Genomic DNA, 24,120 nt, shown 5'->3' with positions numbered 1-24,120 from the left:
CTTTTAACATATGATAAATAATTATTTTTTGGCTCTAATTCTACTCAATGAAACTTGTGTTATACCTAAATAGCTAGATAAATCACCTAGGCTGATACGTTGTAGTATTTCATTTTTCTCACTCATAAAATTTTTGTAGCGTTTGGTAGCATCCTCTTCTAGCATTTCGCTAATGCGTTTCATCATTCCTAGGGTAGCTAATGAAAATAGTTTACTAAATAATGTTTCAAGAGAATGATGCTTTTTGCACAACGATAGTATCTTCACTTTGTTTATTGAATATACTGTTGTATCCTCTAAAGCCATAATCATATATTTTGATGGTTGCTCGGTGAGGTAACTACTAATTTCTGTGAACATCATATTCTCTTTAAAAAAAGTCATGATAAACTCTTTATCGTCTTTGTAAAAATGAGATTTTGTAAGCCCTGATTTTATGAAATAGAAATGTTTGCATACTTGGTCTCCTTTCAAAATGGAATCTCCTTTTGCGAAAGTCCTAATTTCAAATGCATCTAAGAATTCTTCACTTGCTGCTGTGTCAAGTAGGGTAACTTTGCTTATATATTCTAAAATTTCATTCATATTTCGTGTCGCTCAAATTTGTTCCAAAGTAAAGGCTACCTATTTTATGTGTTATTATATTTTTTTAGTCAGTATGTAGTTGCCTGTATTTTCATTTTTTATCACTGAATAACCATCTTTAAGCTCCAATGTCCAACCGTCACCATTTATTATTTTACCATCATCTTTTAAAGGAATTGATGTTGAAATTTTATCCCAATTAGAACTCATTAATGCTCCGTTCTTAACTTCAAGTATTCCCCAATTATCAGTAACTCTAATATTAGGGTATACTGTTCCTTTTCCTTCAAGTGGTAAAATATTTCTTGGATCGAATGAGACATTCATTTTCTCAATTTTAAGTTCAAAATGAGGTTGCGTAACAAACTTACTTTTGTATTCAGCTATCAGTTTTGCTATTTTTTCCTCCCTTGTTTTTTCTTCTGAAATAATAGTCTCACCGTTATATTGATTTAAAATTAAGTCAGCCGTTTTTTTTAGATCTGTTGGTAGTGATACGTCAAACATTTTCACAAAATAGTCAGTAAGGTTTGTCTTAATTGTTATTTCTCTGTTCCAACCTTTCTTTATAGGGTCAAGCAAATAACCGTATACAGGAATTGTTTGGTAAGCAAATGAACGAACAAATGTAGGATTGCTTAAAAAGGTATTTATGCTTTCTATAAAGTGTTCTGTAGATTGTTTTACATTTCTCTCGCTAATGACAAAACCTGTATATTCAGCAATTCCTTCATTGAGTTCTAATGAGTTTTCGGTAATGTCAGCTCCTGGATATAATAAATGTCTATATTTTCTAAAAATCATGGCATTAGTTAGATGTGCTTTTCGTTCCTTTTTATTGGTTCCTTCTATGGCTTTCTTTAATGCTTCTAATTCTAAACGCAAATAAATTCTTCCATCTCTTTGATCAAGATGATTGTTTTCTGTATTGAAAAGTTCAAAACCTAATGAAGGCTGATTTACGTGAAATAACTCGTGAGCCAGTAAATTTAATCTGTCTTGTTTATTAGTTGGTAATGGAAGCATAATCATAGCCCAACGTTTTCCATTCCAATCGATTGCAGTGTTTGAGATATTAATTTTATTTGGCAAAATACCTGAGTAAATTTTGCCATCTTGCTTGAGAGTGCTAGCTGTATCAGGATAGTTTGCAAATACTTTTCTGGAGTTAGGATCTACCAAAAGTATTGGTTCATATAAATCAGTAGACCATAGTTTTTTATGCTTGTTAGTCTGAATTTTAATTTCATTGAAATAGCCTGCAAGACTATCATTAGAAGTTAAAATTTTCTGTCCAAACGATGTCTGAATAAACAAAAAAGTTAATGTCGTGAAGCAAAAAGTTTTAATCATATAGTTTTCTTTTAAAATTACGTATAACGTCCACCGGCTTCATGAAGTTGGAGGGATTTGCTTTCAAAACTAGCTATTAAAGACAAACCTTACAAGTTAAAAAATTCATAATATTTTTAACCAAAAAAAACTCTTATTATTAAAAATACTTTGCTGTTACACAGCCCTAAGCATAACAAATAGCATATAAAAAAACACTATTTATAAAACTCCATATTTAGTCTTATAAATAGTGTATTCTTTTGAGACTTGCTCCTCTCGAATTAGATATTTCTCTTGTCAGACGAATCAAAACAACCAGAAACAGTCTGCAAAGTCAAATCCTATTGTAATTAACTTTGACTTGTTTTACAACGTTGATTGCGAGGTAGAATAAGACTATAAATCATAAGTCCAATTCCTATACCTTTTAAAATACCATCTGAAAAATCGTTTATTGCAAAATAATGTCTTAAAACAAATGTTGCGCTTAATAACAATGCACCAATCGCTAATATGACTAAACTCTTTCTGTTATTTTTTTTCATTTAATATTATTTAAGTTTATAAATAGTTCGTTTAAGCTTTGTGTTATGAAAACTTCTATAGTTTATTCAGCTAATATAAAAAAACATTACAAATCATCAAACGGATGCGCTGGACTGATCTCCGAAATTATTAGGTATAAAATCGAAATAAGACCTAACATTTTTCATAAAAAATAACCAACTTAATATTTGAAAAAAACCTATTTATTGAGCGTTTATTTTTCTTACATTTGATTGTTTTGAAAAACAGAATTAATTACATAACTCAAACTTAAATCATGGACAATACCTATCAACCTATTGAAGATCAGAAAAGAACAGCAATTGTTGACATTCTAAGAGGATGGGCTTTGCTGGGTGTTGTAATTGGAAACTATATCGATTTTGTCTATATTGGATCATCGACTTCAACCATACCTAACAGTCCAATATCTAATGTACTTAAAGAAATAATCCGATATTTTTTTGCTGCAAAATCATGGACATTATTGAGTATTCTGTTTGGATATGGTTTTGCCATTCTTATTAATAATGTTGCCAGTAAAGGTAAAAATCCTGTTTCCTTTTTTTGCTGGAGAATGATTTGTCTTTTTATACTATCCTTTATTAACTCCGCTATTTGGCTGGGTGACATTTTAAAAGACTATGCTTTTTTGGGTCTTATATTACTTCTTTTTTATAAAAGTTCCGCAAAAACCATTATTAGAACTTCCATATTACTATTTATACTAACCCCTTTTATTCATGCTTTTGTTAACAGTATAACATTAATTTTACCAGATGTAAATACAGATCCTAAATACCTGCTATTGTATCATTCCGGGAACTTGTTTGATGTCTTTAAATTTAATTTGTTAGGTACTTATTATGGAGAAATACTTTTCTTGAATTATGCAATTACAGTTCATATCGTGATGTTTGCCTGCATGCTATTGGGATTTTATGCTCAAAAAACTAACTTTTTTAATCGTTTGCATGAATTGAAAAAACAATTAAAAAAAATATTTTTCATAAGCTTATCTGTTGCTGTTCCATTGGGCGTGTTATTTAAAATTGCAACAATTAATAAGGCTTCTTTTCTTACCTATTTTAATCCCGTTTTTTGGTTAATCATAAGCACCATGCTGTTTATTGCATCTGGGTTATGCTTGTTATATATCAATAATAAACTAAAAACAATTTTCAGCTATTTTAGATTTTCTGGCAAAATGACATTAACAAATTATATGGTGCAAAATATACTTTCTTTATTTATCTTTTCGGGTATTGGCATGAATATATCTAATACTATGCCTTATTGGTTTTATTTTGTATTGGCAATTTCGGTATTTACTATTCAGTTATTTCTAAGTAAATGGTGGCTTTCAAAATTCAACTATGGCCCAGTAGAATGGTTATGGAGAGTATTAAGTTATAGAAGAATTTTTCCGTTTAAAAAAGTAGAAGAGAGTCCCGTTTCTGTTGAAGTAAATTCAGATGTTGATCAAAAAAAGGAATCCATTTTAGAAACAGTAAAGTATTAGTTTTATTCCTTTTTCTTTACCTATCTTGCGGTTGTGACTTTAGTAAAAAATTCGGTTTATAAAACATAATGGTGGATCTGTTGGAGCTTTGGAGCACAACGAAATAAACTCTCACTTAAATAATAAAAACGTTTAGTTTTAAAAGAAAGTTTCTTTTAAAACTAAACGTTTTTCATTTGTAAATTATGTCTCGTCCTGAAACAATAATTTGATTCACAGATAATATTAAAACTTCAAAATTGAATTATTACTTAATTGTAAAAGATTCCGTTTGTAATAAATGTGTTCTTGCATCGAAGGCAAAATCAACATACTTTGCTTCGTCCTTTTTTATAGACACTTCTAAATTACTTCTTCCAATTTCCTTTTTATCTTCATCTAATGCTCTTAAAGTTAATTTGCCTGAAAAATCCTTTTTAGCTATTAAATAAACAGTCACTTTCTTAGTTTTATCGGAATCTTCACCGTATATTTTTTCGGCTTTACAATCCTCAAAACAGTTTTTAAATGTGGGGTCTGATATCACTTCAGCAGTATTTATACTTTCACTCATTCCAGAATTAACTCCTTTTATAATTTCGCCAACTCCTTTGGAAGCACTTTTGACTGCTTTTTTTCCTTCGTTTTGTAATGCATCACCAGCTCCTTCAATGAATTTTGCTTTTACAGCAACTACTTCATTCCCTTCTTCATTAGCTTCTTTCATTTTTTCTTCTTTACTCATACAAGAAGCAAGCAGTAAAACACTTAGCAAAACACCTATATTCTTCATTTTATTCTATTTTATTTGTTTAAAACGGAAATTTACTAATAAATTTTTCAAATACAAAAATCATTCTTGCATAAAAAAAGCTCTTTTAAAACATTACATTTTAAAAGAACTTTTTATATTCTAGTTTTGAAATGTTATTTCACTTCATAAACATTATTACTTTGTTTTACATCAGCCATTAAACCGCTTGGGTCAATAGTGATTTTCTTAATGGTCGCTTTTGGTTTTGAAATGTTAAACTCAAAAGTAGGATATGCCCAAGCCCAATCGTTAAGAACCGTTCTGTTGATTTCTGGAGTTGGATTTTCTTTTTGGAAACTCATCATTCGCAACGGGATGTAAAAACTTTCTTTGGTACCATCTGTGTATTCAACCAATAAATCAATAGGCATTGGCATTCTACCTATACGTTCTAAAGTTACAGTTGTTTTTTCTCCATTTTCCTTTACCTCATTAATTCCATAATCGATAGTATTTAATGTTTCTGTCCAGTCTACCAGGTACCAATCTAAGTTGGCTCCCGAAACTTTTTCGGCAGTTCTCTTGATATCGTTTGGTGATGGGTGTTTGAATTTGAAATCTTGGTAGTACTTCTTAAGGGTTTTATTCAAATTGTCCTGACCTATAACATAAATCAATTGCGAAAGGAAAATACTTCCTTTTACATAAGATGCAATACTATAAGAACGGTTTTCATCATAACGATCCCCGTGCGTAGATAGTGGCTGTTCTTTCCCTGATTCCACTAATTTATAATATGTTGCATAATTTGCTTTGAATGGGTTTTCTTCCTTTTTATCTTTCAATTCATTTAGAGCAGAATCTTCGATGTAGGTTGTAAAACCTTCGTCCATCCAAGGGTGTTTCGATTCGTTGGATGCTAAAATATGTTGAAACCATGAATGTCCCATCTCATGCGTTGCGGTTCCCAAAATTCCTTCAAGTTTTCCGTTACCCAACATTAAGGTACACATTGCATACTCCATTCCGCCATCTCCTCCTTGTATAAATGAGTATTGCTTGTATGGATAATCACCAACAGTTTTGTTGTAATAATCCATTACCTTTACCATCAAAGGCTCAAGTTTTTTCCAATTTTCTGCTACAGCTGGTACGTTTTTATAAAGGTAATGTAGATCGACATTATTAGGCCCCTTTACTATATCGTGTGCATAATTTTTATCGGCAGCCCAAGTAAAATCATGTACCATAGGTGCTATAAAATGCCAAGTCAAAGTTTTTGCTTTTTTTGGATAAACTACTGTAACTCCAGCATCTTGATAACCATGACCTATTTCGTTTGGGTTTTGCAAATAACCAGATCCTCCCAAAGTATAGTCCTTATCTATTGTAATGTTTACATCAAAATTTCCCCAAACGCCATGAAATTCTCTGGCAATGTAAGGATCAGCGTGCCAACCTTCAAAATCAAACTCAGCCATTTTTGGGTACCATTGTGCCATCGATAATTCGACTCCTTCTACACTATTGCGTCCTGTACGACGAATTTGAACAGGTACTTGACCATCAAAATCAAGAGTAAAAGTGGTTTTTGAATTCGGCAAAATAGGTTTCGCTAAAGTTACCTCCAGAATCGTTCCTACCTCTTTAGCAACAGCTACAACACCGTCTTGTTTGAAATTAGAAATTTTCAAATACCCAATTTCATTCGGTTTAAGATTTTTAATTCGGCTTTCTTTTACGTCTTTACCATCAACTTTTATTTTGGTTACCATACGACCATCTGGATCTTTGATAGTTTGCAATCTAGCGTCCATTTCGCTTCCTGGTTGAAAAGCGTTTGTATATAAGTGATAATATACTTTCTTCAACGTATCTGGAGAATTATTGGTGTAAATCAGTTCTTGTTTCCCTTTGTACTGATAGTTTTTGACATCCATAGTGACGTCCATTTTATAATCGACATGTTGTTGCCAATAGCCCGAACTTTGGGCAAATAGATTCCCAAGACTTACAGAAAAGAATACAAATAAATAGAGTTTGCGCATGGTATTTAAAAATAAAAAATGGAAGAGCAAACGCCCTTCCATTGGATTAATAGTAATTAAAATTATTTCTTAGACATTTTCTCAGCCATCAGTAATGCATTATAAGCATTAACCATTTTGCCTGATTTAGAAGAATTGACTGCTTTATTCGATTCTTGTTTTTCGCCCAAAAGTACTGTGGCTGGAAGTGGTGTTCCTGATTCCATCAAGATTTGTTTTACTTGTTTAGCAGATAATTTTGGGTAATACGAACGAATCAAGGCAGCTACTCCAGCAGCATTTGGTGCTGCCATAGAAGTTCCTTGTAAATATTTGTATTTATTGTTTGGAATCGTTGCGTAAATTTCGTCTCCAGGAGCAAATACATCTACGTTTAGTGTTCCATAATTTGAAAATGGTGCAATTACACTTTCTCCATATCCATTATTCAAAGCACCAACAGTCAAAACATTCGAAGCAAATTCTTTTTTATTGTCTTCGGAGTCATTTGGGAAGTTTGTATTTTCGTCTAAATCGATATTGTTTCCATCATTTCCAGCGGCATGTACAAACAAAACGTCTTTCTTTTCAGCATATTTGATAGCATCAAAAACCCATTGTTTGTGTGGTGAGTAGCTTTTTCCAAAACTACCATTAATCACTTTTGCTCCATTATCTACAGCATAACGAATTGCAAGTGCAATATCTTTGTCATATTCGTCTCCATCTGGAACGGCTCTTACTGCCATAATCTCAACATTATCAGCGACTCCATCTCCACCAATATTATTACCTCTTACTTGGGCAATAATTCCGGCAACGTGAGTTCCGTGTAATGCTTCTTCTTTATCTGGTCCATAAACAATATTATTACCATATTTGGTATTTTTAATATCCTCCGGATTATCGCCTACAATTTTTCTGCCATCAAACTCTTTATTCAAATTATAGTTCAATTGATCGTAAACGTATTTTCCGTAATCTTCGATTTCTGTTCTAAAAGTTGGTCCGGCATTGGTCAAGATACGAGTCATGATCATTTTACTTTTAGACAAATCAGGATCTGTAGTTACAATTCCGTTCAAATCTTCAATAGTATAATTTTCTTTATTCAAATGTTTTTGAATGGCTTTATCGGTCGCAGTCAAGAAATCAACTTGTTGTTTGTCTTGTAATGCTTTGTTGTATTTTTCATTATAAGCAGCCAATGCACTTTTATAAGTTGCAGATCCGTCATCCCCTTTTTTTATGATTCGGGTCATTTCAAGAGTTTCTTTTCCAGCACCGCCTAAAAAGTTCCAACCGTGAATATCATCAATATAACCGTTTTTATCGTCATCAATTCCGTTTCCGGCTATCTCTTTTTTATTGGTCCAAACTACTGCTTTCAAATCTTCATGGTCAATATCAACACCAGAATCTACTATACCAACAACTACTTTAACGCCTTTTTTACCTTTTAGTAATTCGGCATAAGCTTTATCAACACTCATTCCAGGAATACTGTCTTTGGCTAAATCCAGATGAGACCATCTTTGCAATTCTGGTTCATTCAATTTTCCTTTTTTCGCAACATAAGTCGTTGATGTTTGCGCATTGGTCGAAAGACATAATGACAAAGCCGCAAGTAATGCTAATGAAGTTAGATTTATTTTTTTCATATCTCGAAAATATTTGTTTATAAATTAGAACATGATATCCCTCTTCTTGATTCCCAATTTGTTTTTAGAATCATAGCGGTTTCATGTTTACAGTTTTTTCATTTTACTAATTAACTTCAAAAATAGTGGAAGTAAATTAGATATTACGCAATAGTTAACGGTATTTTAAGATAAAACACTTTTAAAAAAAGTTTTTTGTTATAAAAATAAAATCAGTTGGATATTCCTAGAAAATATCGTAAGAAAACAGGATATTTTTTCGTACTCTTGCGCCTTATAAAAACCTCCAATAAATTATATGAAAACAAGATTACTTATCGTATTTGCATTTTGCACTTTTAATCTATTCTCCCAAAACAATTTAGCTCCAAACGGCGGATTCGAAACTTGGACGAATAGTGCAACATTGTCCAACTGGATAATTGAGAATAATGTGACCCAAAACACTACCTATTTTACCGAAGGTAGCAAAAGTGCACAGTTGTCTATAGCTAATAGCACCACTAAACCAAAAATCACAGCTCAAGTCCCTATGATCGCTGGAAAAACTTATACTGTAAAATTTAAATATAAGTATATTGGCTCAAATTATGGCGGTGATCACCCTATAAGTTTAAATATTAGCCAAAACGGGAGTGCTACAACACTATCCAGCAGTACTTTTGCAACAAACAACAATTGGACTGTAAAAGAAACCACTTTTACACCAGACCAAAACTTGTCGTATGACTTTAGCATTTCCTTGTTTACTTTTGATGATGCAGCATTCAGTGTCTTGATCGATGATGTGCAAGTTTACACTGAGCAGTATACTCTTATCCCAGATGTGAATTTTGAAAGTAAATTAATTGCATTAGGAATTGATTCTGGAGCCACTGATGGGAAAGTGTTAACCAATAACATTAATAAACTAACTTCATTAAATGTTTTTTCTAGTTCTATTGCGGACTTAACAGGGATTCAGGATTTTGTTGCTTTGCAATCACTAGACTGTCAAAAAAACAATTTAACTACTTTAGATCTTTCTAAAAACGAAAAACTAACAGATATAAATTGTTCTACAAATAAATTAACAAATTTCATCAACACTAGTAATCCAGGTCTGGAAAGTTTATACTGCAATTCAAATCAGTTAACTTCGCTTGATGTTACTAAAAACGCATCGTTGACAAATTTATCTTTTAGCTCAAATAAGATAACTACTATTGATATTTCATCAAATAATTTGTTAATGGAATTATGGTGTAATTCAAACTTACTTTCTGAATTAAATATTACGAATAATCCATCTCTAACTAAATTAAATTGCGGGAAGAACAAATTAACGTCCTTAAATACTGCAAAAAACATAAATTTAACAGACCTCTATTGCCATTACAACCAAATAACAAATATAGATGTCTCTCAGAATACAAAGTTAGTATCGTTTATGTGCCATTTTAATGAGCTTACATCTATTGATGTCTCAAATAATCCAAAGTTAGATCTATTCGATTGTTTAAACAATAAAATCACAAGCCTTGACATTTCTAAAAATCCATTGATCACAGAATTAGCATGCGAAAACAATCAGTTAACCTACTTAAATCTAAAAAATGGTGCAAATACCATTTTAAATCTAACGTACTCTAATTTTGTGAACAACCCTAATCTTACTTGTATTCAGGTGGATGATGTGGCATATTCAAATGCCAAATGGTCAGCAAAAAAAGACGCAACTGCAACCTATTCGTCAACTTGTTCCAAATTAGGAATTGAAGATTCTGTTTTTGATAAAATTGCTATTTATCCAAATCCAGCCAAAGGAGAATTACACATTGATAATATTATTCTTGAGAAAGCAACCATTTATGATGCATTAGGAAAATTAGTCAAAACAACCTCATTTACTTCTGGAGATAATAACAACACCATACACTTAACTGGACTATCAAAAGGTATTTACTATATTTATTTAAAAAGCGAAGGAAATAATACCGCAAAAAAAATTATAGTGGAATAGTTTATCATTTACAAAATCAATAACCCCTACTTTTCATTCACTTGAAAACTAGGGGTTTTGTTTTTTATTGTAAATTTGATTACTTCAAAAAAATGGTTGTAAATTTCTGTAGCAATAAATTGAAAACCAAATGGATAAAATACAATATTACTTCAAAATAAAAGAACGTAAAACTTCAATAAAGCAAGAAGCTTCAGGTGGTTTGGTTACTTTTTTGTCTATGGCTTACATCATTTTTGTAAACCCAAACATACTATCTATGACTGGTATGCCCAAAGACGCGCTCATATCGGTTACTTGTATTGCTGCTATTTTTGGTACCCTATTAGTCGGGATATGGGCTAAAGTCCCTTTTGCAATGGCTCCTGGAATGGGACTAAACGCCATGTTTGCCTTTACTTTAGTTCTTGGTCAAGGTGTTTCCTGGCAAGATGCTTTGGGAGTTGTTTTTCTTTCGGGGGTATTTTTTACAATTATATCTTTTTTTGGTGTTCGACATAAAATTGTAGAAGCCATTCCTCCCTCCTTGCAAATTGCAATGGGATGTGGTGTTGGCTTTTTTATTGCCTTTATTGGGTTTAAGCAATTAGGACTTATTGTTGCTCATCCAGATACTTTAGTCACATTAGGAAAATTTACTCCTGCCCTGATTATAGGTTTGATCACTTTGTTTACAACAGTAATTTTAGAAATTTACAAAATAAAAGGTGCTATTTTGATCGGAATCATAATAGGAACTTGTTTAGGAATTGGCTTTGACCCTAATGTTCATTTGCCAACTCATATTTTCTCCTTACCACCAACCATCACTCCTATTTTTGGACAATTAAATATTTTGGGAGTCTTAAAATTAAGCTTTGCTTCGGCCATTTTTTCTTTCCTTTTTGTAAGCTTATTTGATTCTATTGGAACTGCAATCGCTTGTTCATATGAAGCCAAACTGGTTGGTAAAAATGGTAAAATGCCTCATCTTAAAAAAGTATTAGAAGCTGATGGTATTGCAACTATGTGCAGTGGTATTTTAGGCACAAGTAACACTGTAGTGTATATTGAATCTGCAACAGGAATTGCCAATGGAGCAAAAACCGGTTTAAGTTCTGTATTTGTAGCACTGTTTTTCTTTTTGGCTTTATTTGTTTCTCCAATTATAGGAATCGTTCCTGCTTATGCAACTGCTCCGGCTCTGGTCCTAGTTGGAATTTATATGTCCAAGCATTTATCAAAAATCAATTTTGACGATTTAAACATGGGTGTTCCTGCATTTTTGACAATGGTTATGATGCCTCTCACTTATAGCATTAGCAACGGGATAGCTTATGGTTTTACCTCTTATATTATTCTCGCTTTTTTTACTAAAAGAACCAAAGAAGTAACTCCAATGATGTGGGGAATTGGTTTATTTTCAATCCTGAGTATTATAATTACTCAAATGAAATAAAAACTCCACCAATTTTCAAATCGATGAAAATGTAGTGGAGTTTATTAAATAGGATTGCTTTTCCCTTATTTTAGAAAATATCCGAGCAACTAAATCGTTCTTTCAATCGCACACCCTTCTCAGTATGCTCTACTGTTATAATTTCGTTGTGCGCATCGTGCTCCAGAAACAAATAATAATTATGGTCAGCCGCTGCGTTTAGAAATTTGGCTTTCTCGGGCAAAGTCAATAAAGGTCTCGTATCGTATCCCATTACATATGGTAACGGTAGATGTCCAGCAGTTGGCAATAAATCGGCACAAAAAACAATGGTTTTATCTTGGTACTGAATCTGCGGAATCATTTGTTTTTCGGTATGACCATCGGCATAAAAAACCCCAAATCCCAACTCATTTGATATTCCAAAATCTCCATCAGGTCTAGAAATAAAATGCAGCTGTCCACTTTCCTGCATTGGTAAAATATTCTCTGATAAAAATGAAGCTTTTTCTCTCGCATTCGGTTTTGTAGCCCATTCCCAATGATTTTCATTACTCCAGAATTTGGCATTCTTAAAAGCAGGCTCATAACCTGTTTTGTCTTTATTCCATTGTACACTTCCTCCACAATGGTCAAAATGCAAATGTGTCATAAAAACATCAGTAATATCATCACGATGAAAACCGTATTGAGCCAACGATTTGTCCATAGAATGTGTACCCCAAAGCGAATAATATCCGAAAAACTTGTCTGATTGTTTGTTTCCCATTCCGGTGTCAATCAAAATCAAACGATTTCCGTCTTCAATCAACAAACAGCGAGCTGCAATATCTATCAAATTATTTTCATCGGCCGGATTGGTTTTGTTCCAAATGGTTTTGGGTACTACCCCAAACATAGCTCCGCCATCAAGCTTAAAATTACCTGTTTCTATAGGATAAAGTTTCATTGGTATGAATTAATGTTTAAAAAGAATCTGCAATTTAGCAAAATCCGATGGCTTAATTCTACCATATATAACAAATTTCTATTTTGACATTAGTTATATAAATGTTATCAGTTATGGAAAAAAGTATTTTATATAGTATCTTTGCGGTTAATTTAGACGAAATAAACATAGGATATAGGAGAATCATACGAAATTAAGTTCTCTTTTTAGAGATTCATTCTAAGCCATTTATATCCAAAATATAAAAATAAATAACATCAACACAATGATACAAGTTTCTGATACTGCCAAAAAGAAAATCATCGATTTGATGAAAGACGATGGTTTTGATGCTGCTGTAGACTACGTAAGAGTAGGAGTAAAAAGCGGCGGATGCTCAGGTTTGTCTTATGATTTGAAATTTGACAAAAACAAAAACGAAGACGACAAAATATTCGAAGATAACGATATAAAAATTGCTGTCGAAAAAAAATCATTCCTTTATTTAGCAGGAACGATATTGGAATTTTCTGGAGGATTAAACGGAAAAGGTTTCGTTTTTAATAATCCAAATGCCAATAGAACTTGCGGTTGCGGGGAATCATTTTCTCTTTAAAATAATTAAATGATTGAAAATTTTAAAGATTTAAAGATTACGAAAGTGTTTTTAATATTTAAATCCTTCAATTTTTAAATCTTTCAATACTATATATATAAAATGTCAAAATACACCGAAGACGATTTAAAAATCGAATTAGAGACTAAGGAATACGAATACGGATTTTATACCGAATTAGAATCGGAGACGTTTCCTATTGGTCTAAATGAAGATATTGTTCGTGCCATTTCTAAAAAGAAAGATGAACCACAATGGATGACCGACTGGCGCATTGAAGCCTTTCGTGCTTGGGAGGAAATGATTGAGCCAAATTGGGCAAACGTTCGTTATGAAAAACCTGATTTTCAAGCCATTTCATATTACTCTGCTCCAAAAAAAGCAGACCCAAACAAAACGCTGGACGATGTAGATCCAGAACTTTTGGAGATGTACAAAAAGTTAGGTATCTCTTTGGATGAACAAAAAAGAATGAATAATGTGGCTATGGATATCGTAGTTGACTCAGTTTCAGTAGCAACTACATTCAAAACGACATTGGCTGAAAAAGGAATTATCTTTATGAGTATTTCCGAAGCCATCAAAGAACATCCAGAATTGGTTCGTAAATATATCGGTACAGTTGTTCCTCAAAAAGACAACTTTTATGCTGCTTTAAATTCGGCTGTTTTCTCAGACGGATCTTTCTGTTATATTCCAAAAGGCGTTCGTTGTCCAATGGAACTTTCAACCTATTTTAGGATCAATCAAGCTGGAACCGGACAATTCGAAAGAACATTGTTAATTGCTGACGAAGGCAGTTATGTTTCTTACTTAGAAGGATGTACAGCTCCAACTCGTGATGAAAATCAATTGCATGCCGCTGTAGTAGAATTGATTGCTTTAGACGATGCCGAAATTAAATATTCTACTGTTCAAAACTGGTATCCTGGAAACAAAGAAGGTAAAGGTGGAGTTTTCAATTTTGTGACCAAAAGAGGGTTCTGCGAAAAAAATGCGAAAATCTCTTGGACACAAGTAGAAACAGGATCTGCAATAACTTGGAAATATCCTTCAGTTATTTTAAAAGGAGACAACTCAATAGGAGAATTTTATTCTATTGCCGTTACCAATAATTTCCAACAAGCCGATACTGGAACCAAAATGATTCATTTAGGTAAAAACACCAAATCGACCATTATTTCTAAAGGAATTTCTGCAGGAAAATCACAAAACAGTTATAGAGGTTTGGTTCAAATTGGAGCTAGAGCAGAAAACGCCAGAAACTTTTCACAATGTGATTCATTGTTAATGGGAAATCATTGTGGAGCACATACTTTCCCTTATATCGAAAGCAAAAATCCAACTGCCAAAGTAGAACATGAAGCTACAACCAGCAAAATTGGTGAAGATCAAGTTTTCTATTGTAACCAACGTGGAATCCCGACTGAAAAAGCGATTGCACTTATCGTAAATGGTTTCAGCAAAGACGTGTTGAACAAATTACCAATGGAATTTGCCGTAGAAGCACAAAAATTGTTAGAAATTTCATTAGAAGGCTCTGTAGGATAATTTGAAAATGTGCCAATTTGAAAATTTGTAAATGGAAAATAAAGAAAATGTAATTGTAACGTTGACTTTTAAGTTTGCTCTTGAAATTATAAAATATTGTGAGAGTTTACAGGAGAATAAAAAGTTTGTAATTGCAAATCAATTATTAAAATGCGGAACTTCAGTTGGTGCAAATATAAGAGAAGCTCAAAATGCAGAAAGTAAAGCCGATTTTATTCATAAATTTAAAATTTCTGCAAAAGAAATAGAAGAGTCTTTCTATTGGTTAGAATTATGTAAATTTTCAGATAATTATCCTAACGTAGATACTCTAATTGATCAATTAACAAATATTTCAAGAATAGTCAATAAAATAATAATTACATCAAAACAAAAATAGTACTGTTGGAATTTTCAAATTTCCAAATTAACTAATTTCCAAATTAATTATGTTATCAATAAAAAATTTACACGCCTCAATAGGAGACAAAGAAATATTAAAAGGAATAAACCTTGAAGTAAATGCAGGAGAAGTTCATGCTATAATGGGACCAAACGGTGCCGGAAAAAGTACACTTTCGGCTATTATTGCCGGAAACGAAAATTACGAAGTAACCGATGGAGAAATCTTTTTGGACGGTGAAGATCTTGCTGATCTTGCTCCAGAAGAAAGAGCACACAAAGGTGTTTTCCTTTCGTTCCAATATCCTGTAGAAATTCCTGGAGTTTCGGTAACCAACTTCATGAGAACAGCTATCAACGAAACACGCAAAGCAAACGGTCAAGAAGAAATGCCTGCCAACGAAATGCTAAAAGTAATTCGTGAAAAATCAGAATTATTAGAAATAGACAGAAAGTTCCTTTCTCGTTCTCTTAATGAAGGTTTCTCTGGTGGTGAGAAAAAAAGAAACGAAATTTTTCAAATGGCTATGCTCGATCCAAAACTAGCCATCCTTGACGAAACCGATTCTGGTCTTGACATCGATGCTTTACGAATTGTAGCCAATGGTGTAAATAAATTGAAAAGCGATAAAAATGCTGTAATTGTAATTACGCACTACCAAAGATTATTGGATTATATCGTTCCGGATTTTGTTCACGTTCTTCATAACGGAAAAATTGTAAAATCAGGCGGTGCAGAATTAGCTCACGAACTAGAAGAAAAAGGATACGACTGGATAAAAGGAGATAATTAAGTTCAGTCTAAAGTTGTAAAGCCAAAAGTCATAAAGTCAAAAAATAGTAGATGGGTAAATTTAATTCTTTCGAAGAAATTAATTCTTGGCAAAAAGCAAGGGTTTTCAACAAAAGGATTTATCTAATTACTGAAAATACAAATTTTAAAAAAGACTTTGATTTCGCAAGACAAATAAGACGAGCATCTATTTCAATAACTTCTAATATTGCAGAAGGTTTTGAAAGAAATACAGATAAAGAGTTTATCTATTTTTTATATGTTGCAAAAGCTTCCGCTGGTGAAGTTCGTTCTCAATTGTATTTGGCGTTTGATTTAGAATATATTACAAAAGAAGAATTTGAAAAACTAAAAGAATCAGTAACAGAAATATCAAAGTTGTTAAGTGGTTTTATAAAATATCTGAGTCCAAAGTTATAAAGTCTAATATCTTAAAGCAATTTGCTTTGACTTCAAAACTTTTAACTTTTAGGACTTATAAACAAAAGAATAGTTGACAATCTTAGGTCTTTCGACTTTTGACTTTCGACTTTAAGACCTAAATAAAAAATGGAATTAAAAGAAAAATTACTATCGTCTTTTATGGCTTTTGAAGAACGTATAGATGTTCATTCCGAACTTCACAATGTGCGTACTGCAGCCATAAAAAACTTCGAAAATAAAGGATTCCCAACCAAAAAAGAAGAAAGTTGGAAATACACTTCGCTAAACGCTATCTTAAAAAATGACTTTAGCGTTTTTCCAAAAACAGAAAATGCCATCCATTATAACGATGTAAAAAAATACTTTTTACACGAAATAGATACCTACAAAGTAGTTTTTGTAGACGGTGTTTTTAGTTCGCATTTATCTTCAACTACTCATGATGGTATAGATGTTTGTTTAATGTCATCGGCACTTAACAAACCAAAATACAAAATGATTGTGGACACTTACTTCAATCAGATTGCTAGTAAAGATGAAAGTTTGACTTCCTTGAATACGGCTTTTGCTAATGAAGGAGCTTACATCAACATACCTAAAAGTAAAGTTGCCGACAAACCTATCGAAATCATGTATTTCTCTACAGGAAGCGAAACAGCACTTTTGGTTCAACCAAGAAACTTGGTTATTGTTGGTGAAAACTCACATGTACAAATTATAGAACGTCATCAAAGTTTGAACGAAAATCCCGTTTTAACCAATTCGGTTACTGAGATTTTTGCTCAAAAAAGAGCAATTGTAGATTATTATAAAATTCAAAATGATAATCTGGAGGCCAATTTAATTGACAATACTTACGTTTCCCAAAAACAGGAAAGTCATGTTTCTGTTCACACTTTCTCTTTTGGAGGAAACTTAACTAGAAACAATTTGAATTTCTACCACTTTGGAGAAAGATTGACTAGCACATTAAACGGAATCACGATTATTGGCGAAAGCCAACACGTTGACCATTATACATTGGTAAACCACGCTGCACCAAACTGTGAAAGTTTTCAGGATTACAAAGGAATTTTCAACGACCGCTCCACAGGAGTTTTCAATGGAAAAGTATATGTAGAGAGAGAAGCTCAAAAAACCAATGCGTTCCAAAAAAGCAACAACATTGTTTTGAGTGACAAAGCAACTATTAATGCCAAACCACAATTGGAAATCTTTGCTGATGACGTAAAATGTTCACACGGTTGTACTGTTGGTCAATTGGACGAAACGGCCATGTTCTACATGCAACAACGTGGAATTCCTAAAAAAGAAGCCAAAGCATTATTGATGTACGCTTTCTCGAATGCCGTTATCGAAAACATCAAAATACCAGAATTAAAACAAAGAATCACCAAAATCATCGCTACTAAACTGGGCGTTAAAATTGGATTTGATTTGTAATAGAAATATAATTTTATTTTTAAACCCGACTGATTTTAAAAATCTCTCGGGTTTTTTATTTCTTCACACTCCCCACAATTTCACTCAACAATTCATTGAAATCGAATTCTTCTGTCAAACCCATCCTCACAATCACCAAATCCATAGATGGAATGATGGCTACTATTTGCCCTTGAAAACCGCTGCAATAATACAAATCTCTGGGAGCATCAGGGAAATGCCCACTAGTATTGAGCCAAAATTGTGCTCCATATCTTCCGTGAGAAGTATTTGTAGGTGTTGAAACATATTTTGCCCAACTAGGATCAAATAATTGTTTTCCATTCCAATTCCCTTTGTGTAAATACAGTAAACCTAACTTTGACCAATCTCTTGTCGTTGCCCAAGCATAGGAAGATCCTACATAATTACCAGCCATATCGGTTTCTATAAACATGGAATGCATTCCTATTTTATCAATCAATGCTGAATACCAAAAATCCAAATATTCTTGATGAGTTTTGAATTGTTTTCTCAAAATTCCTGACAGTAAATTGGTCGTTCCTGAAGAATAATTCCAATGTGTATTGGGTTTGAAAATCGCTGGTTTTATTAATTGTGACCGAGTCATATCTTCGGTCTGGAAAAGCATTTTTGTCGCATCACAGATTCTGTCATAATACTCATCCCATTCTAATCCCGAATTCATATGGAGCAAATCATTAGTCGTAATATTTTTTCGATTGTCATTTTCCCATTCGGCAATCGGTGCTGGTCTATAAATGTTAAATCGACCTTGTTTTTGAAGTATTCCAAAAAGTGTCCCAGTAACACTCTTGGTCATAGACCAGCCCAGAAGAATACTATTTTTCGTAAAACCATCCGCATATTTTTCAGCTATGATTTTATCTTTATAAATAACTAAAACAGAGCGGGTTTTTTTATCATTATATCCTTTGGCATCAAACGCATTAGCGACAGCGCTATTCAACTTAGCATAATCTACGTTACCAAAAACCGTGTCTTTAGATTCTGCATCTCCATAAGGAAAAGGAAGTTTTTTATTTGATTTTATTCTTTTAGGAATTTCATACGGCTTTGTAATATCAAAATTATCATCGATTAATGTTGCTCCCAAGCCGGTTCTATAAATTGCTTTTCGTTTTTTTAAACCAAAAACTGTAGCAGTTGCAAATTTTTCGGATTCATTAATTTCATTGGTAGCCCAACCTATCACATCAAAATTATTATCATTTTTTTCGATAATCTCCTGCGACCGATTAGCGATAAAATGTCCTGAAGCAACACTTTTGGCCGAAAATCCAGATATCAATTCCAGCTTTGGATAACTGGTAAAACCAAAATATCCCACAAACAGGAATAAAGGAAAAATGGTTATTTTAAAATATTTTTTCATAATAAAAACAATTACACCAATTTAGTAAAAAAAAGAGTACTAACTCCAAACAATTCAATTTCATTTTTTTCAATGCAACTATTATTCACTTTCCTACTATTTTTACAATTATTAACTATTGTTTCTTAGAAAACTAAATCAATTGTATTACTTTTGTATTTAGAAAAATTCTAAATAAAGCAATGTTAGATATTCAAAAAATAAGAACCGACTTTCCCATTCTTTCACAAAAGGTAAACGGGAAGCCTTTAGTATATTTCGATAACGGAGCCACTTCACAAAAACCGCAAGTGGTTATTGATGCAATTGAAAAGTATTATCAAGAAATAAATGCCAATATTCATAGAGGAGTTCATACATTGAGCCAATTGGCAACAGATGCCTATGAAGTTTCTCGTGCAAAAGTGCAAAACCATATTAATGCCAAATTCCCTCACGAAGTGCTTTTTACTTCGGGAACCACTTTTGGTATTAATCTTGTAGCCAATGGATTTGCTTCTATTCTAAAACCGGGCGATGAAGTTCTGGTTTCCGCCTTAGAACACCACAGTAACATTGTACCTTGGCAAATGCTTTGCGAAAAAACAGGAGCTACACTCAAAGTCATCCCAATGAATGAAAAGGGGGAACTGATAATGAGCGAATACGATAAGTTACTTTCGTCAAAAACCAAGATTGTAACTGTAAACCATATTTCGAATGCACTGGGAACTATCAATCCTATCAAGTATATGATTGACAAAGCGCACGAAGTTGGAGCTGCCATTTTGATTGATGGTGCACAAGCAGTACCGCATTTAAAACCAGATGTTCAAGCTTTAGATTGTGATTTCTATGTTTTTTCCGGACATAAAATGTGTGGTCCGACTGGAACTGGTATTTTATACGGAAAAGAAGCTTGGTTGAATAAATTCCCACCCTATCAGGGTGGTGGTGAAATGATCAAAGAAGTGACTTTCGAGAAAACCACTTATGCCGAGTTGCCTCATAAATTTGAAGCAGGAACACCTAATATTGCTGGTGGAATAGTTTTGGGAATTGCTATTGATTATATGAATGAAGTTGGTTTTGAAAATATTCAGAAACAAGAATTAGAATTATTACACCACGCAACAAAGCGATTATTAGAAATTGACGGTTTGCGAATTTTTGGTACCTCGGAAGAAAAAACTTCGGTAATCTCTTTTAATATTGATGGTATTCATCCATATGACATTGGAACCATCATAGATAAATTAGGAATCGCAGTAAGAACGGGACATCATTGTGCACAACCGATTATGAATTTCTTTGGCATTCCGGGAACAATAAGAGCATCCTTCTCATTTTATAATACCAAAGAGGAAATTGATCTAATGGTTGATGCTGTAAAAAAAGCACAAATGATGTTATTATAAAACAAAACCCAAAATAGTATGAAAATTATATCCCTTTTGTTTTTAACCCTATTACTTGGTAAAAACTGTCAAAGTCAAAATAATTTGGATTTGAGTACTGCTAAAATTGAGTATACTGCTAATTCAAGAGGATTATATAATAACACTGTTGTCGAAAATAAAACAGTATCCGTTACGAAAACAAGAGATGGAAAACCTGTTTCAAATTCGCTTACAGATGCTCAATGGAATACTTTAGTACGTGAATTTCAAAAAGTAAATTTGGAGGAGATTCCGAGTTTGAAAGCACCTACTCAAAAACGTTTCCACGATGGAGCTGCGATGGCTAATTTAATAATAACATATAAGGGTAAAACCTATGAAAGTCAAACTTTCGATAATGGATTTCCTCCCGAGAAAATAAAAAATTTAGTAAATACACTACTATCCTTTTCAAATAAAACAGAATGACAATAAAAGAAATACAAGACGAAATCATAGATGAATTCTCTATGTTTGACGACTGGATCCAACGGTATGAATACATCATCGAATTAGGCAAAAATCTTCCTTTAATTAAAGAAGAGTTCAAAACTGACAACAATCTGATTAAAGGATGTCAATCTAAAGTGTGGTTACAAGGAGAACAAAATGGTGATGCGATAGTTTTTACTGCTGATAGTGACGCTATTTTAACTAAAGGTATAATCGCTATCTTAATTCGTGCATTTTCTAACCAAAAAGCAATTGATATATTAAATGCAGATACGGATTTTATTGATGAAATAGGTCTAAAAGAACATCTTTCGCCAACAAGAGCCAATGGTTTGGTATCGATGATAAAAAATATTAAAATGTACGCTTTGGCATTTGATGCTAAGAACAAATAAAAAATTTTAAACCATTAAGATATTAAGGAAATTAAGTTTGCATCTTTATGAACTTAATATCTTAATGGTAAAATAAAAAACCTTGCTTTTAAAATATCGCCTCAAAGGTGAAAACAAATACAAAAATGGAACAAGAAATAAACACAGCAGAATTAGGAGAATCTATTGTAAAAAAATTAAAAACCATTTACGATCCGGAGATTCCAGTAGACATTTACGAATTGGGATTAATCTATGACGTAATGGTTAATACTGATTATGAAGTAAAAATATTGATGACCCTTACTTCTCCAAACTGTCCGGTAGCAGAAAGTTTGCCAAGAGAAGTAGAAGAAAAAGTAAAATCAATTCAGAATGTAAAAGATGCCGAAGTAGAAATTACTTTTGACCCACCATGGAGCAAAGATTTAATGAGTGAAGAGGCAAAATTAGAATTGGGAATGCTGTAATAAGTCACAAAGTCATAAAGCCGAAAGTCATAAAGTATGTAACCTTTCGTCTTTAAGACTTTAAGACTTTAAGACTTAATTAATGGAAGAAATAATCAATAAAGTAGCGAATAGTGTTCTGGAAGTTTTCGATCTTGAAGACTATTATCCAGTTGGAGGGCGTGCGCAAATAGATATTTCACAATGGCTTTTCGATGGTTTTTTGTTAAAAGAAAAAGACTTTAGGGAACAGCTCAACAATCAGGATTGGTCACAATACCAAGACAAATACGTTACTGTTTCATGTGGGACCGATGCCATTATACCTAAATGGGCCATTATTTTGGTTACCATGCATTTGGCACCCTATGCCAAGAAAATTGTAAACGGCTCTTTAGAAGATTTAGATTCGGCTTTATATGATGAATTACTTCCTAAAATTGATTATAGTATTTATCAAGACAAGCCTGTTATTATAAAAGGTTGTTCCAGAAAACCTGTTCCTATGCGAGCCTATGTTTTGGCTGCACAATACCTGCAACCTTATGCCAAAAGTATCATGTATGGAGAAGCTTGTTCAGCCGTTCCTCTATACAAATCGGCAAAAAAATAAGATTATTTTTTTGGGAATAACATAAAGAAAAAGACCTTTTAGCAATTACTAAAAGGTCTTTTTCTTTTTATTCATTCTCCTCTTTTTCCTCGGCATCTTTATAATCCGGATATAAAAAATTATTGTAAGGAAAACGGGTAATGTGTATTTGTCGAACGGCTTCGTAAACACATTCTCTAAAATCTTCAAAATTTTCTTTTTCTCTAGCTGATATAAACAAAGCTTTTCTTTCGCCTAAACGATGCATCCAAGTTTGTTTCCATTCCTCTAATGTGAAATGTCTTGGTGTTTTTTCAGTCATTAAATCATCCTCATCAATAGTCAAATGTTTGTAGGCATCAATTTTATTAAAAACCATTATCACAGGTTTATCGTTAGCCTTAATATCCAACAACGTTTGGTTTACTGATTCAATATGATCTTCAAATTCAGGGTGCGAAATATCAACAACATGCAACAACAAATCGGCTTCACGAACTTCATCCAATGTACTCTTGAACGAGTCTACCAATTGTGTAGGCAGCTTCCTAATAAACCCTACTGTATCCGATAACAAAAAAGGTAAGTTCTTAATGACTACTTTTCTAACTGTTGTGTCTAATGTTGCAAAAAGTTTATTTTCTACAAATACGTCACTTTTACCAACTGCATTCATCAAAGTCGATTTACCAACATTGGTATAACCCACCAAAGCAACACGTACCATAGCACCACGATTGCTACGCTGTACCCCCATTTGCTTATCGATGACTTTAATCTTCTCTTTCAATAACGATATACGATCACGCACGATACGTCTATCGGTTTCTATCTCTGTTTCTCCAGGTCCACGCATCCCGATACCCCCTTTTTGACGTTCTAAGTGTGTCCACATTCCAGAAAGTCTTGGTAATAAATATTGGCATTGTGCCAATTCTACTTGGGTTCTTGCATAAGAGGTTTCGGCTCTTTGGGCAAAAATATCGAGTATAAGATTGGTTCTATCTAGTATTTTACAATCAATTATTTTAGAAATATTCTTTTGCTGAGAGGGTGATAATTCATCATCGAATATCAATGTTGATATATCATTCTCTTTTACAAAAAGACAAATTTCATCTAACTTTCCAGTTCCTACAAAAGTTTTAGGATTGGGACGTTCCATCTTTTGTGAAAATCGTTTAACTACTTCACCTCCTGCGGTAAAAGTTAAAAACTCTAATTCGTCAAGATATTCATTAAGTTTCTCTTCACTTTGGTTTTGGGTAACAATACCTACAATAGCCGTTTTTTCGAAATTTATTGTTTCTTTTTCTAACATGTCTTTAAATAAGAATGCAAATTTAATGATTTGATAGCTACAATCCTTTTTATCCCATTATAAAATAACTAATCAGGAAGTAAGCATTTTATTTTATCATTTTTGATTCAAAAAAAATACCCTTCTGAAAAGAAGGGTATTTTTTATAATAGAG

The 24,120-nt window shown here is 32.8% G+C and carries 23 protein-coding genes; 14 read left to right on the top strand and 9 right to left on the bottom strand.

The annotated features are described in order from the left end of the window. Nucleotides 1-21 precede the first annotated feature (21 nt). From OZP08_RS03860 to OZP08_RS03850, 3 genes are all read right to left on the bottom strand, one after another. Entirely contained in the window at nt 22-585 is a 564-nt protein-coding gene (locus OZP08_RS03860) for a Crp/Fnr family transcriptional regulator (protein ID WP_281323043.1), read from the bottom strand. A 54-nt stretch (nt 586-639) separates the two neighbouring features. Further along, nucleotides 640-1,938, bottom strand: coding sequence for a hypothetical protein (locus OZP08_RS03855; RefSeq protein ID WP_281323042.1), 1,299 nt, complete (start codon nt 1,936-1,938; stop codon nt 640-642). A gap of 332 nt (nt 1,939-2,270) precedes the next feature. Beyond that, the gene (locus tag OZP08_RS03850; RefSeq protein ID WP_281323041.1) at nt 2,271-2,465 is read right to left on the bottom strand and encodes a hypothetical protein; all 195 of its coding nucleotides are present in this window, start codon (nt 2,463-2,465) and stop codon (nt 2,271-2,273) included. Nucleotides 2,466-2,743: 278 nt separating this feature from the next. On the opposite strand from OZP08_RS03850, the gene OZP08_RS03845 reads away from it, so the two are divergent. Beyond that, complete coding sequence (locus tag OZP08_RS03845; RefSeq protein ID WP_281323040.1) at nt 2,744-3,988, top strand: DUF418 domain-containing protein; 1,245 nt, start codon at nt 2,744-2,746, stop codon at nt 3,986-3,988. 247 nt (nt 3,989-4,235) lie between these two features. Here the strand turns inward: OZP08_RS03845 and OZP08_RS03840 are convergent, their stop codons facing one another. From OZP08_RS03840 to OZP08_RS03830, 3 genes are all read right to left on the bottom strand, one after another. Further along, nucleotides 4,236-4,760 (bottom strand): hypothetical protein, encoded by a 525-nt coding sequence (locus OZP08_RS03840; RefSeq protein ID WP_268848423.1) that lies wholly within the window; start codon nt 4,758-4,760, stop codon nt 4,236-4,238. 134 nt (nt 4,761-4,894) lie between these two features. Then, nucleotides 4,895-6,769, bottom strand: a complete 1,875-nt coding sequence (locus tag OZP08_RS03835; RefSeq protein ID WP_281323039.1) for a M1 family metallopeptidase — start codon at nt 6,767-6,769, stop codon at nt 4,895-4,897. 62 nt (nt 6,770-6,831) lie between these two features. Further along, nucleotides 6,832-8,409: a S8 family peptidase gene (locus OZP08_RS03830; protein WP_281323038.1), complete on the bottom strand. Its 1,578-nt coding sequence runs from the start codon at nt 8,407-8,409 to the stop codon at nt 6,832-6,834. A gap of 298 nt (nt 8,410-8,707) precedes the next feature. On the opposite strand from OZP08_RS03830, the gene OZP08_RS03825 reads away from it, so the two are divergent. After that, a complete protein-coding gene (locus OZP08_RS03825; protein ID WP_281323037.1) occupies nt 8,708-10,411 on the top strand; it encodes a T9SS type A sorting domain-containing protein in 1,704 nt (567 codons plus the stop codon). Nucleotides 10,412-10,541: 130 nt separating this feature from the next. Beyond that, nucleotides 10,542-11,849 (top strand): NCS2 family permease, encoded by a 1,308-nt coding sequence (locus tag OZP08_RS03820; RefSeq protein ID WP_281323036.1) that lies wholly within the window; start codon nt 10,542-10,544, stop codon nt 11,847-11,849. A 70-nt stretch (nt 11,850-11,919) separates the two neighbouring features. Here OZP08_RS03820 and OZP08_RS03815 read toward each other — a convergent pair whose 3' ends face one another. Further along, complete coding sequence (locus OZP08_RS03815; RefSeq protein ID WP_281323035.1) at nt 11,920-12,777, bottom strand: MBL fold metallo-hydrolase; 858 nt, start codon at nt 12,775-12,777, stop codon at nt 11,920-11,922. 265 nt (nt 12,778-13,042) lie between these two features. Here OZP08_RS03815 and OZP08_RS03810 point away from each other — a divergent pair, with 265 nt between their 5' ends. The 6 genes from OZP08_RS03810 to sufD all read left to right on the top strand — a co-directional run bounded on the left by OZP08_RS03810 (nt 13,043) and on the right by sufD (nt 17,963). Then, nucleotides 13,043-13,372: a HesB/IscA family protein gene (locus OZP08_RS03810; protein WP_268848418.1), complete on the top strand. Its 330-nt coding sequence runs from the start codon at nt 13,043-13,045 to the stop codon at nt 13,370-13,372. Between the two features lie 102 nt (nt 13,373-13,474). Then, nucleotides 13,475-14,923, top strand: a complete 1,449-nt coding sequence (sufB, locus tag OZP08_RS03805) for a Fe-S cluster assembly protein SufB (protein WP_268848417.1) — start codon at nt 13,475-13,477, stop codon at nt 14,921-14,923. Between the two features lie 31 nt (nt 14,924-14,954). After that, nucleotides 14,955-15,302 (top strand): four helix bundle protein, encoded by a 348-nt coding sequence (locus OZP08_RS03800; protein ID WP_268848416.1) that lies wholly within the window; start codon nt 14,955-14,957, stop codon nt 15,300-15,302. A gap of 49 nt (nt 15,303-15,351) precedes the next feature. Then, on the top strand, nt 15,352-16,098 hold the full coding sequence (gene sufC, locus OZP08_RS03795; RefSeq protein WP_281323034.1) for a Fe-S cluster assembly ATPase SufC: 747 nt from the start codon (nt 15,352-15,354) through the stop codon (nt 16,096-16,098). A 50-nt stretch (nt 16,099-16,148) separates the two neighbouring features. Further along, nucleotides 16,149-16,517, top strand: a complete 369-nt coding sequence (locus OZP08_RS03790; protein ID WP_268848415.1) for a four helix bundle protein — start codon at nt 16,149-16,151, stop codon at nt 16,515-16,517. A gap of 129 nt (nt 16,518-16,646) precedes the next feature. Beyond that, nucleotides 16,647-17,963 carry a Fe-S cluster assembly protein SufD gene (sufD, locus tag OZP08_RS03785; RefSeq protein WP_281323033.1) on the top strand — a complete coding sequence of 439 codons (1,317 nt, stop codon included), beginning with the start codon at nt 16,647-16,649 and terminating at the stop codon, nt 17,961-17,963. 55 nt (nt 17,964-18,018) lie between these two features. Here sufD and OZP08_RS03780 read toward each other — a convergent pair whose 3' ends face one another. After that, a complete protein-coding gene (locus OZP08_RS03780) occupies nt 18,019-19,359 on the bottom strand; it encodes a serine hydrolase domain-containing protein (protein ID WP_281323032.1) in 1,341 nt (446 codons plus the stop codon). 182 nt (nt 19,360-19,541) lie between these two features. On the opposite strand from OZP08_RS03780, the gene OZP08_RS03775 reads away from it, so the two are divergent. The 5 genes from OZP08_RS03775 to OZP08_RS03755 all read left to right on the top strand — a co-directional run bounded on the left by OZP08_RS03775 (nt 19,542) and on the right by OZP08_RS03755 (nt 22,666). Continuing rightward, nucleotides 19,542-20,756 (top strand): aminotransferase class V-fold PLP-dependent enzyme, encoded by a 1,215-nt coding sequence (locus OZP08_RS03775; RefSeq protein WP_281323031.1) that lies wholly within the window; start codon nt 19,542-19,544, stop codon nt 20,754-20,756. 18 nt (nt 20,757-20,774) lie between these two features. After that, nucleotides 20,775-21,206 carry a hypothetical protein gene (locus OZP08_RS03770; RefSeq protein WP_281323030.1) on the top strand — a complete coding sequence of 144 codons (432 nt, stop codon included), beginning with the start codon at nt 20,775-20,777 and terminating at the stop codon, nt 21,204-21,206. Then, on the top strand, nt 21,203-21,625 hold the full coding sequence (locus OZP08_RS03765) for a SufE family protein (RefSeq protein ID WP_268848413.1): 423 nt from the start codon (nt 21,203-21,205) through the stop codon (nt 21,623-21,625). The genes OZP08_RS03770 and OZP08_RS03765 overlap by 4 nt, the downstream gene beginning before the upstream one ends. Before the next feature lie 125 nt (nt 21,626-21,750). Next, on the top strand, nt 21,751-22,074 hold the full coding sequence (locus OZP08_RS03760) for an SUF system Fe-S cluster assembly protein (protein ID WP_281323029.1): 324 nt from the start codon (nt 21,751-21,753) through the stop codon (nt 22,072-22,074). 82 nt (nt 22,075-22,156) lie between these two features. After that, nucleotides 22,157-22,666 carry a DUF2480 family protein gene (locus OZP08_RS03755; RefSeq protein WP_268848412.1) on the top strand — a complete coding sequence of 170 codons (510 nt, stop codon included), beginning with the start codon at nt 22,157-22,159 and terminating at the stop codon, nt 22,664-22,666. Nucleotides 22,667-22,733: 67 nt separating this feature from the next. On the opposite strand, the gene hflX is transcribed toward OZP08_RS03755, so the two are convergent. Next, nucleotides 22,734-23,966, bottom strand: a complete 1,233-nt coding sequence (gene hflX, locus OZP08_RS03750) for a GTPase HflX (RefSeq protein ID WP_281323028.1) — start codon at nt 23,964-23,966, stop codon at nt 22,734-22,736. Nucleotides 23,967-24,120 lie beyond the last annotated feature (154 nt).

Origin of the sequence: Flavobacterium aestivum (assembly GCF_026870175.2) — a bacterium.
Classification (GTDB): domain Bacteria; phylum Bacteroidota; class Bacteroidia; order Flavobacteriales; family Flavobacteriaceae; genus Flavobacterium; species Flavobacterium aestivum.
Note: the sequence above shows the minus strand (reverse complement) of the source record. Positions and strands in the feature narration are given on the sequence as shown.

Coding starts and splice junctions, on each gene's coding strand:
- OZP08_RS03835 (WP_281323039.1), bottom strand. CDS start 6,769: ATGCGCAAACTCTATTTATTTGTATTCTTTTCTGTAAGTCTTGGGAAT.
- OZP08_RS03840 (WP_268848423.1), bottom strand. CDS start 4,760: ATGAAGAATATAGGTGTTTTGCTAAGTGTTTTACTGCTTGCTTCTTGT.
- OZP08_RS03820 (WP_281323036.1), top strand. CDS start 10,542: ATGGATAAAATACAATATTACTTCAAAATAAAAGAACGTAAAACTTCA.
- OZP08_RS03855 (WP_281323042.1), bottom strand. CDS start 1,938: ATGATTAAAACTTTTTGCTTCACGACATTAACTTTTTTGTTTATTCAG.
- OZP08_RS03860 (WP_281323043.1), bottom strand. CDS start 585: ATGAATGAAATTTTAGAATATATAAGCAAAGTTACCCTACTTGACACA.
- sufC (WP_281323034.1), top strand. CDS start 15,352: ATGTTATCAATAAAAAATTTACACGCCTCAATAGGAGACAAAGAAATA.
- OZP08_RS03825 (WP_281323037.1), top strand. CDS start 8,708: ATGAAAACAAGATTACTTATCGTATTTGCATTTTGCACTTTTAATCTA.
- sufD (WP_281323033.1), top strand. CDS start 16,647: ATGGAATTAAAAGAAAAATTACTATCGTCTTTTATGGCTTTTGAAGAA.
- OZP08_RS03760 (WP_281323029.1), top strand. CDS start 21,751: ATGGAACAAGAAATAAACACAGCAGAATTAGGAGAATCTATTGTAAAA.
- OZP08_RS03755 (WP_268848412.1), top strand. CDS start 22,157: ATGGAAGAAATAATCAATAAAGTAGCGAATAGTGTTCTGGAAGTTTTC.
- OZP08_RS03800 (WP_268848416.1), top strand. CDS start 14,955: ATGGAAAATAAAGAAAATGTAATTGTAACGTTGACTTTTAAGTTTGCT.
- sufB (WP_268848417.1), top strand. CDS start 13,475: ATGTCAAAATACACCGAAGACGATTTAAAAATCGAATTAGAGACTAAG.
- OZP08_RS03770 (WP_281323030.1), top strand. CDS start 20,775: ATGAAAATTATATCCCTTTTGTTTTTAACCCTATTACTTGGTAAAAAC.
- OZP08_RS03850 (WP_281323041.1), bottom strand. CDS start 2,465: ATGAAAAAAAATAACAGAAAGAGTTTAGTCATATTAGCGATTGGTGCA.
- OZP08_RS03810 (WP_268848418.1), top strand. CDS start 13,043: ATGATACAAGTTTCTGATACTGCCAAAAAGAAAATCATCGATTTGATG.
- OZP08_RS03845 (WP_281323040.1), top strand. CDS start 2,744: ATGGACAATACCTATCAACCTATTGAAGATCAGAAAAGAACAGCAATT.
- OZP08_RS03830 (WP_281323038.1), bottom strand. CDS start 8,409: ATGAAAAAAATAAATCTAACTTCATTAGCATTACTTGCGGCTTTGTCA.
- OZP08_RS03815 (WP_281323035.1), bottom strand. CDS start 12,777: ATGAAACTTTATCCTATAGAAACAGGTAATTTTAAGCTTGATGGCGGA.
- OZP08_RS03790 (WP_268848415.1), top strand. CDS start 16,149: ATGGGTAAATTTAATTCTTTCGAAGAAATTAATTCTTGGCAAAAAGCA.
- OZP08_RS03765 (WP_268848413.1), top strand. CDS start 21,203: ATGACAATAAAAGAAATACAAGACGAAATCATAGATGAATTCTCTATG.
- OZP08_RS03775 (WP_281323031.1), top strand. CDS start 19,542: ATGTTAGATATTCAAAAAATAAGAACCGACTTTCCCATTCTTTCACAA.
- OZP08_RS03780 (WP_281323032.1), bottom strand. CDS start 19,359: ATGAAAAAATATTTTAAAATAACCATTTTTCCTTTATTCCTGTTTGTG.
- hflX (WP_281323028.1), bottom strand. CDS start 23,966: ATGTTAGAAAAAGAAACAATAAATTTCGAAAAAACGGCTATTGTAGGT.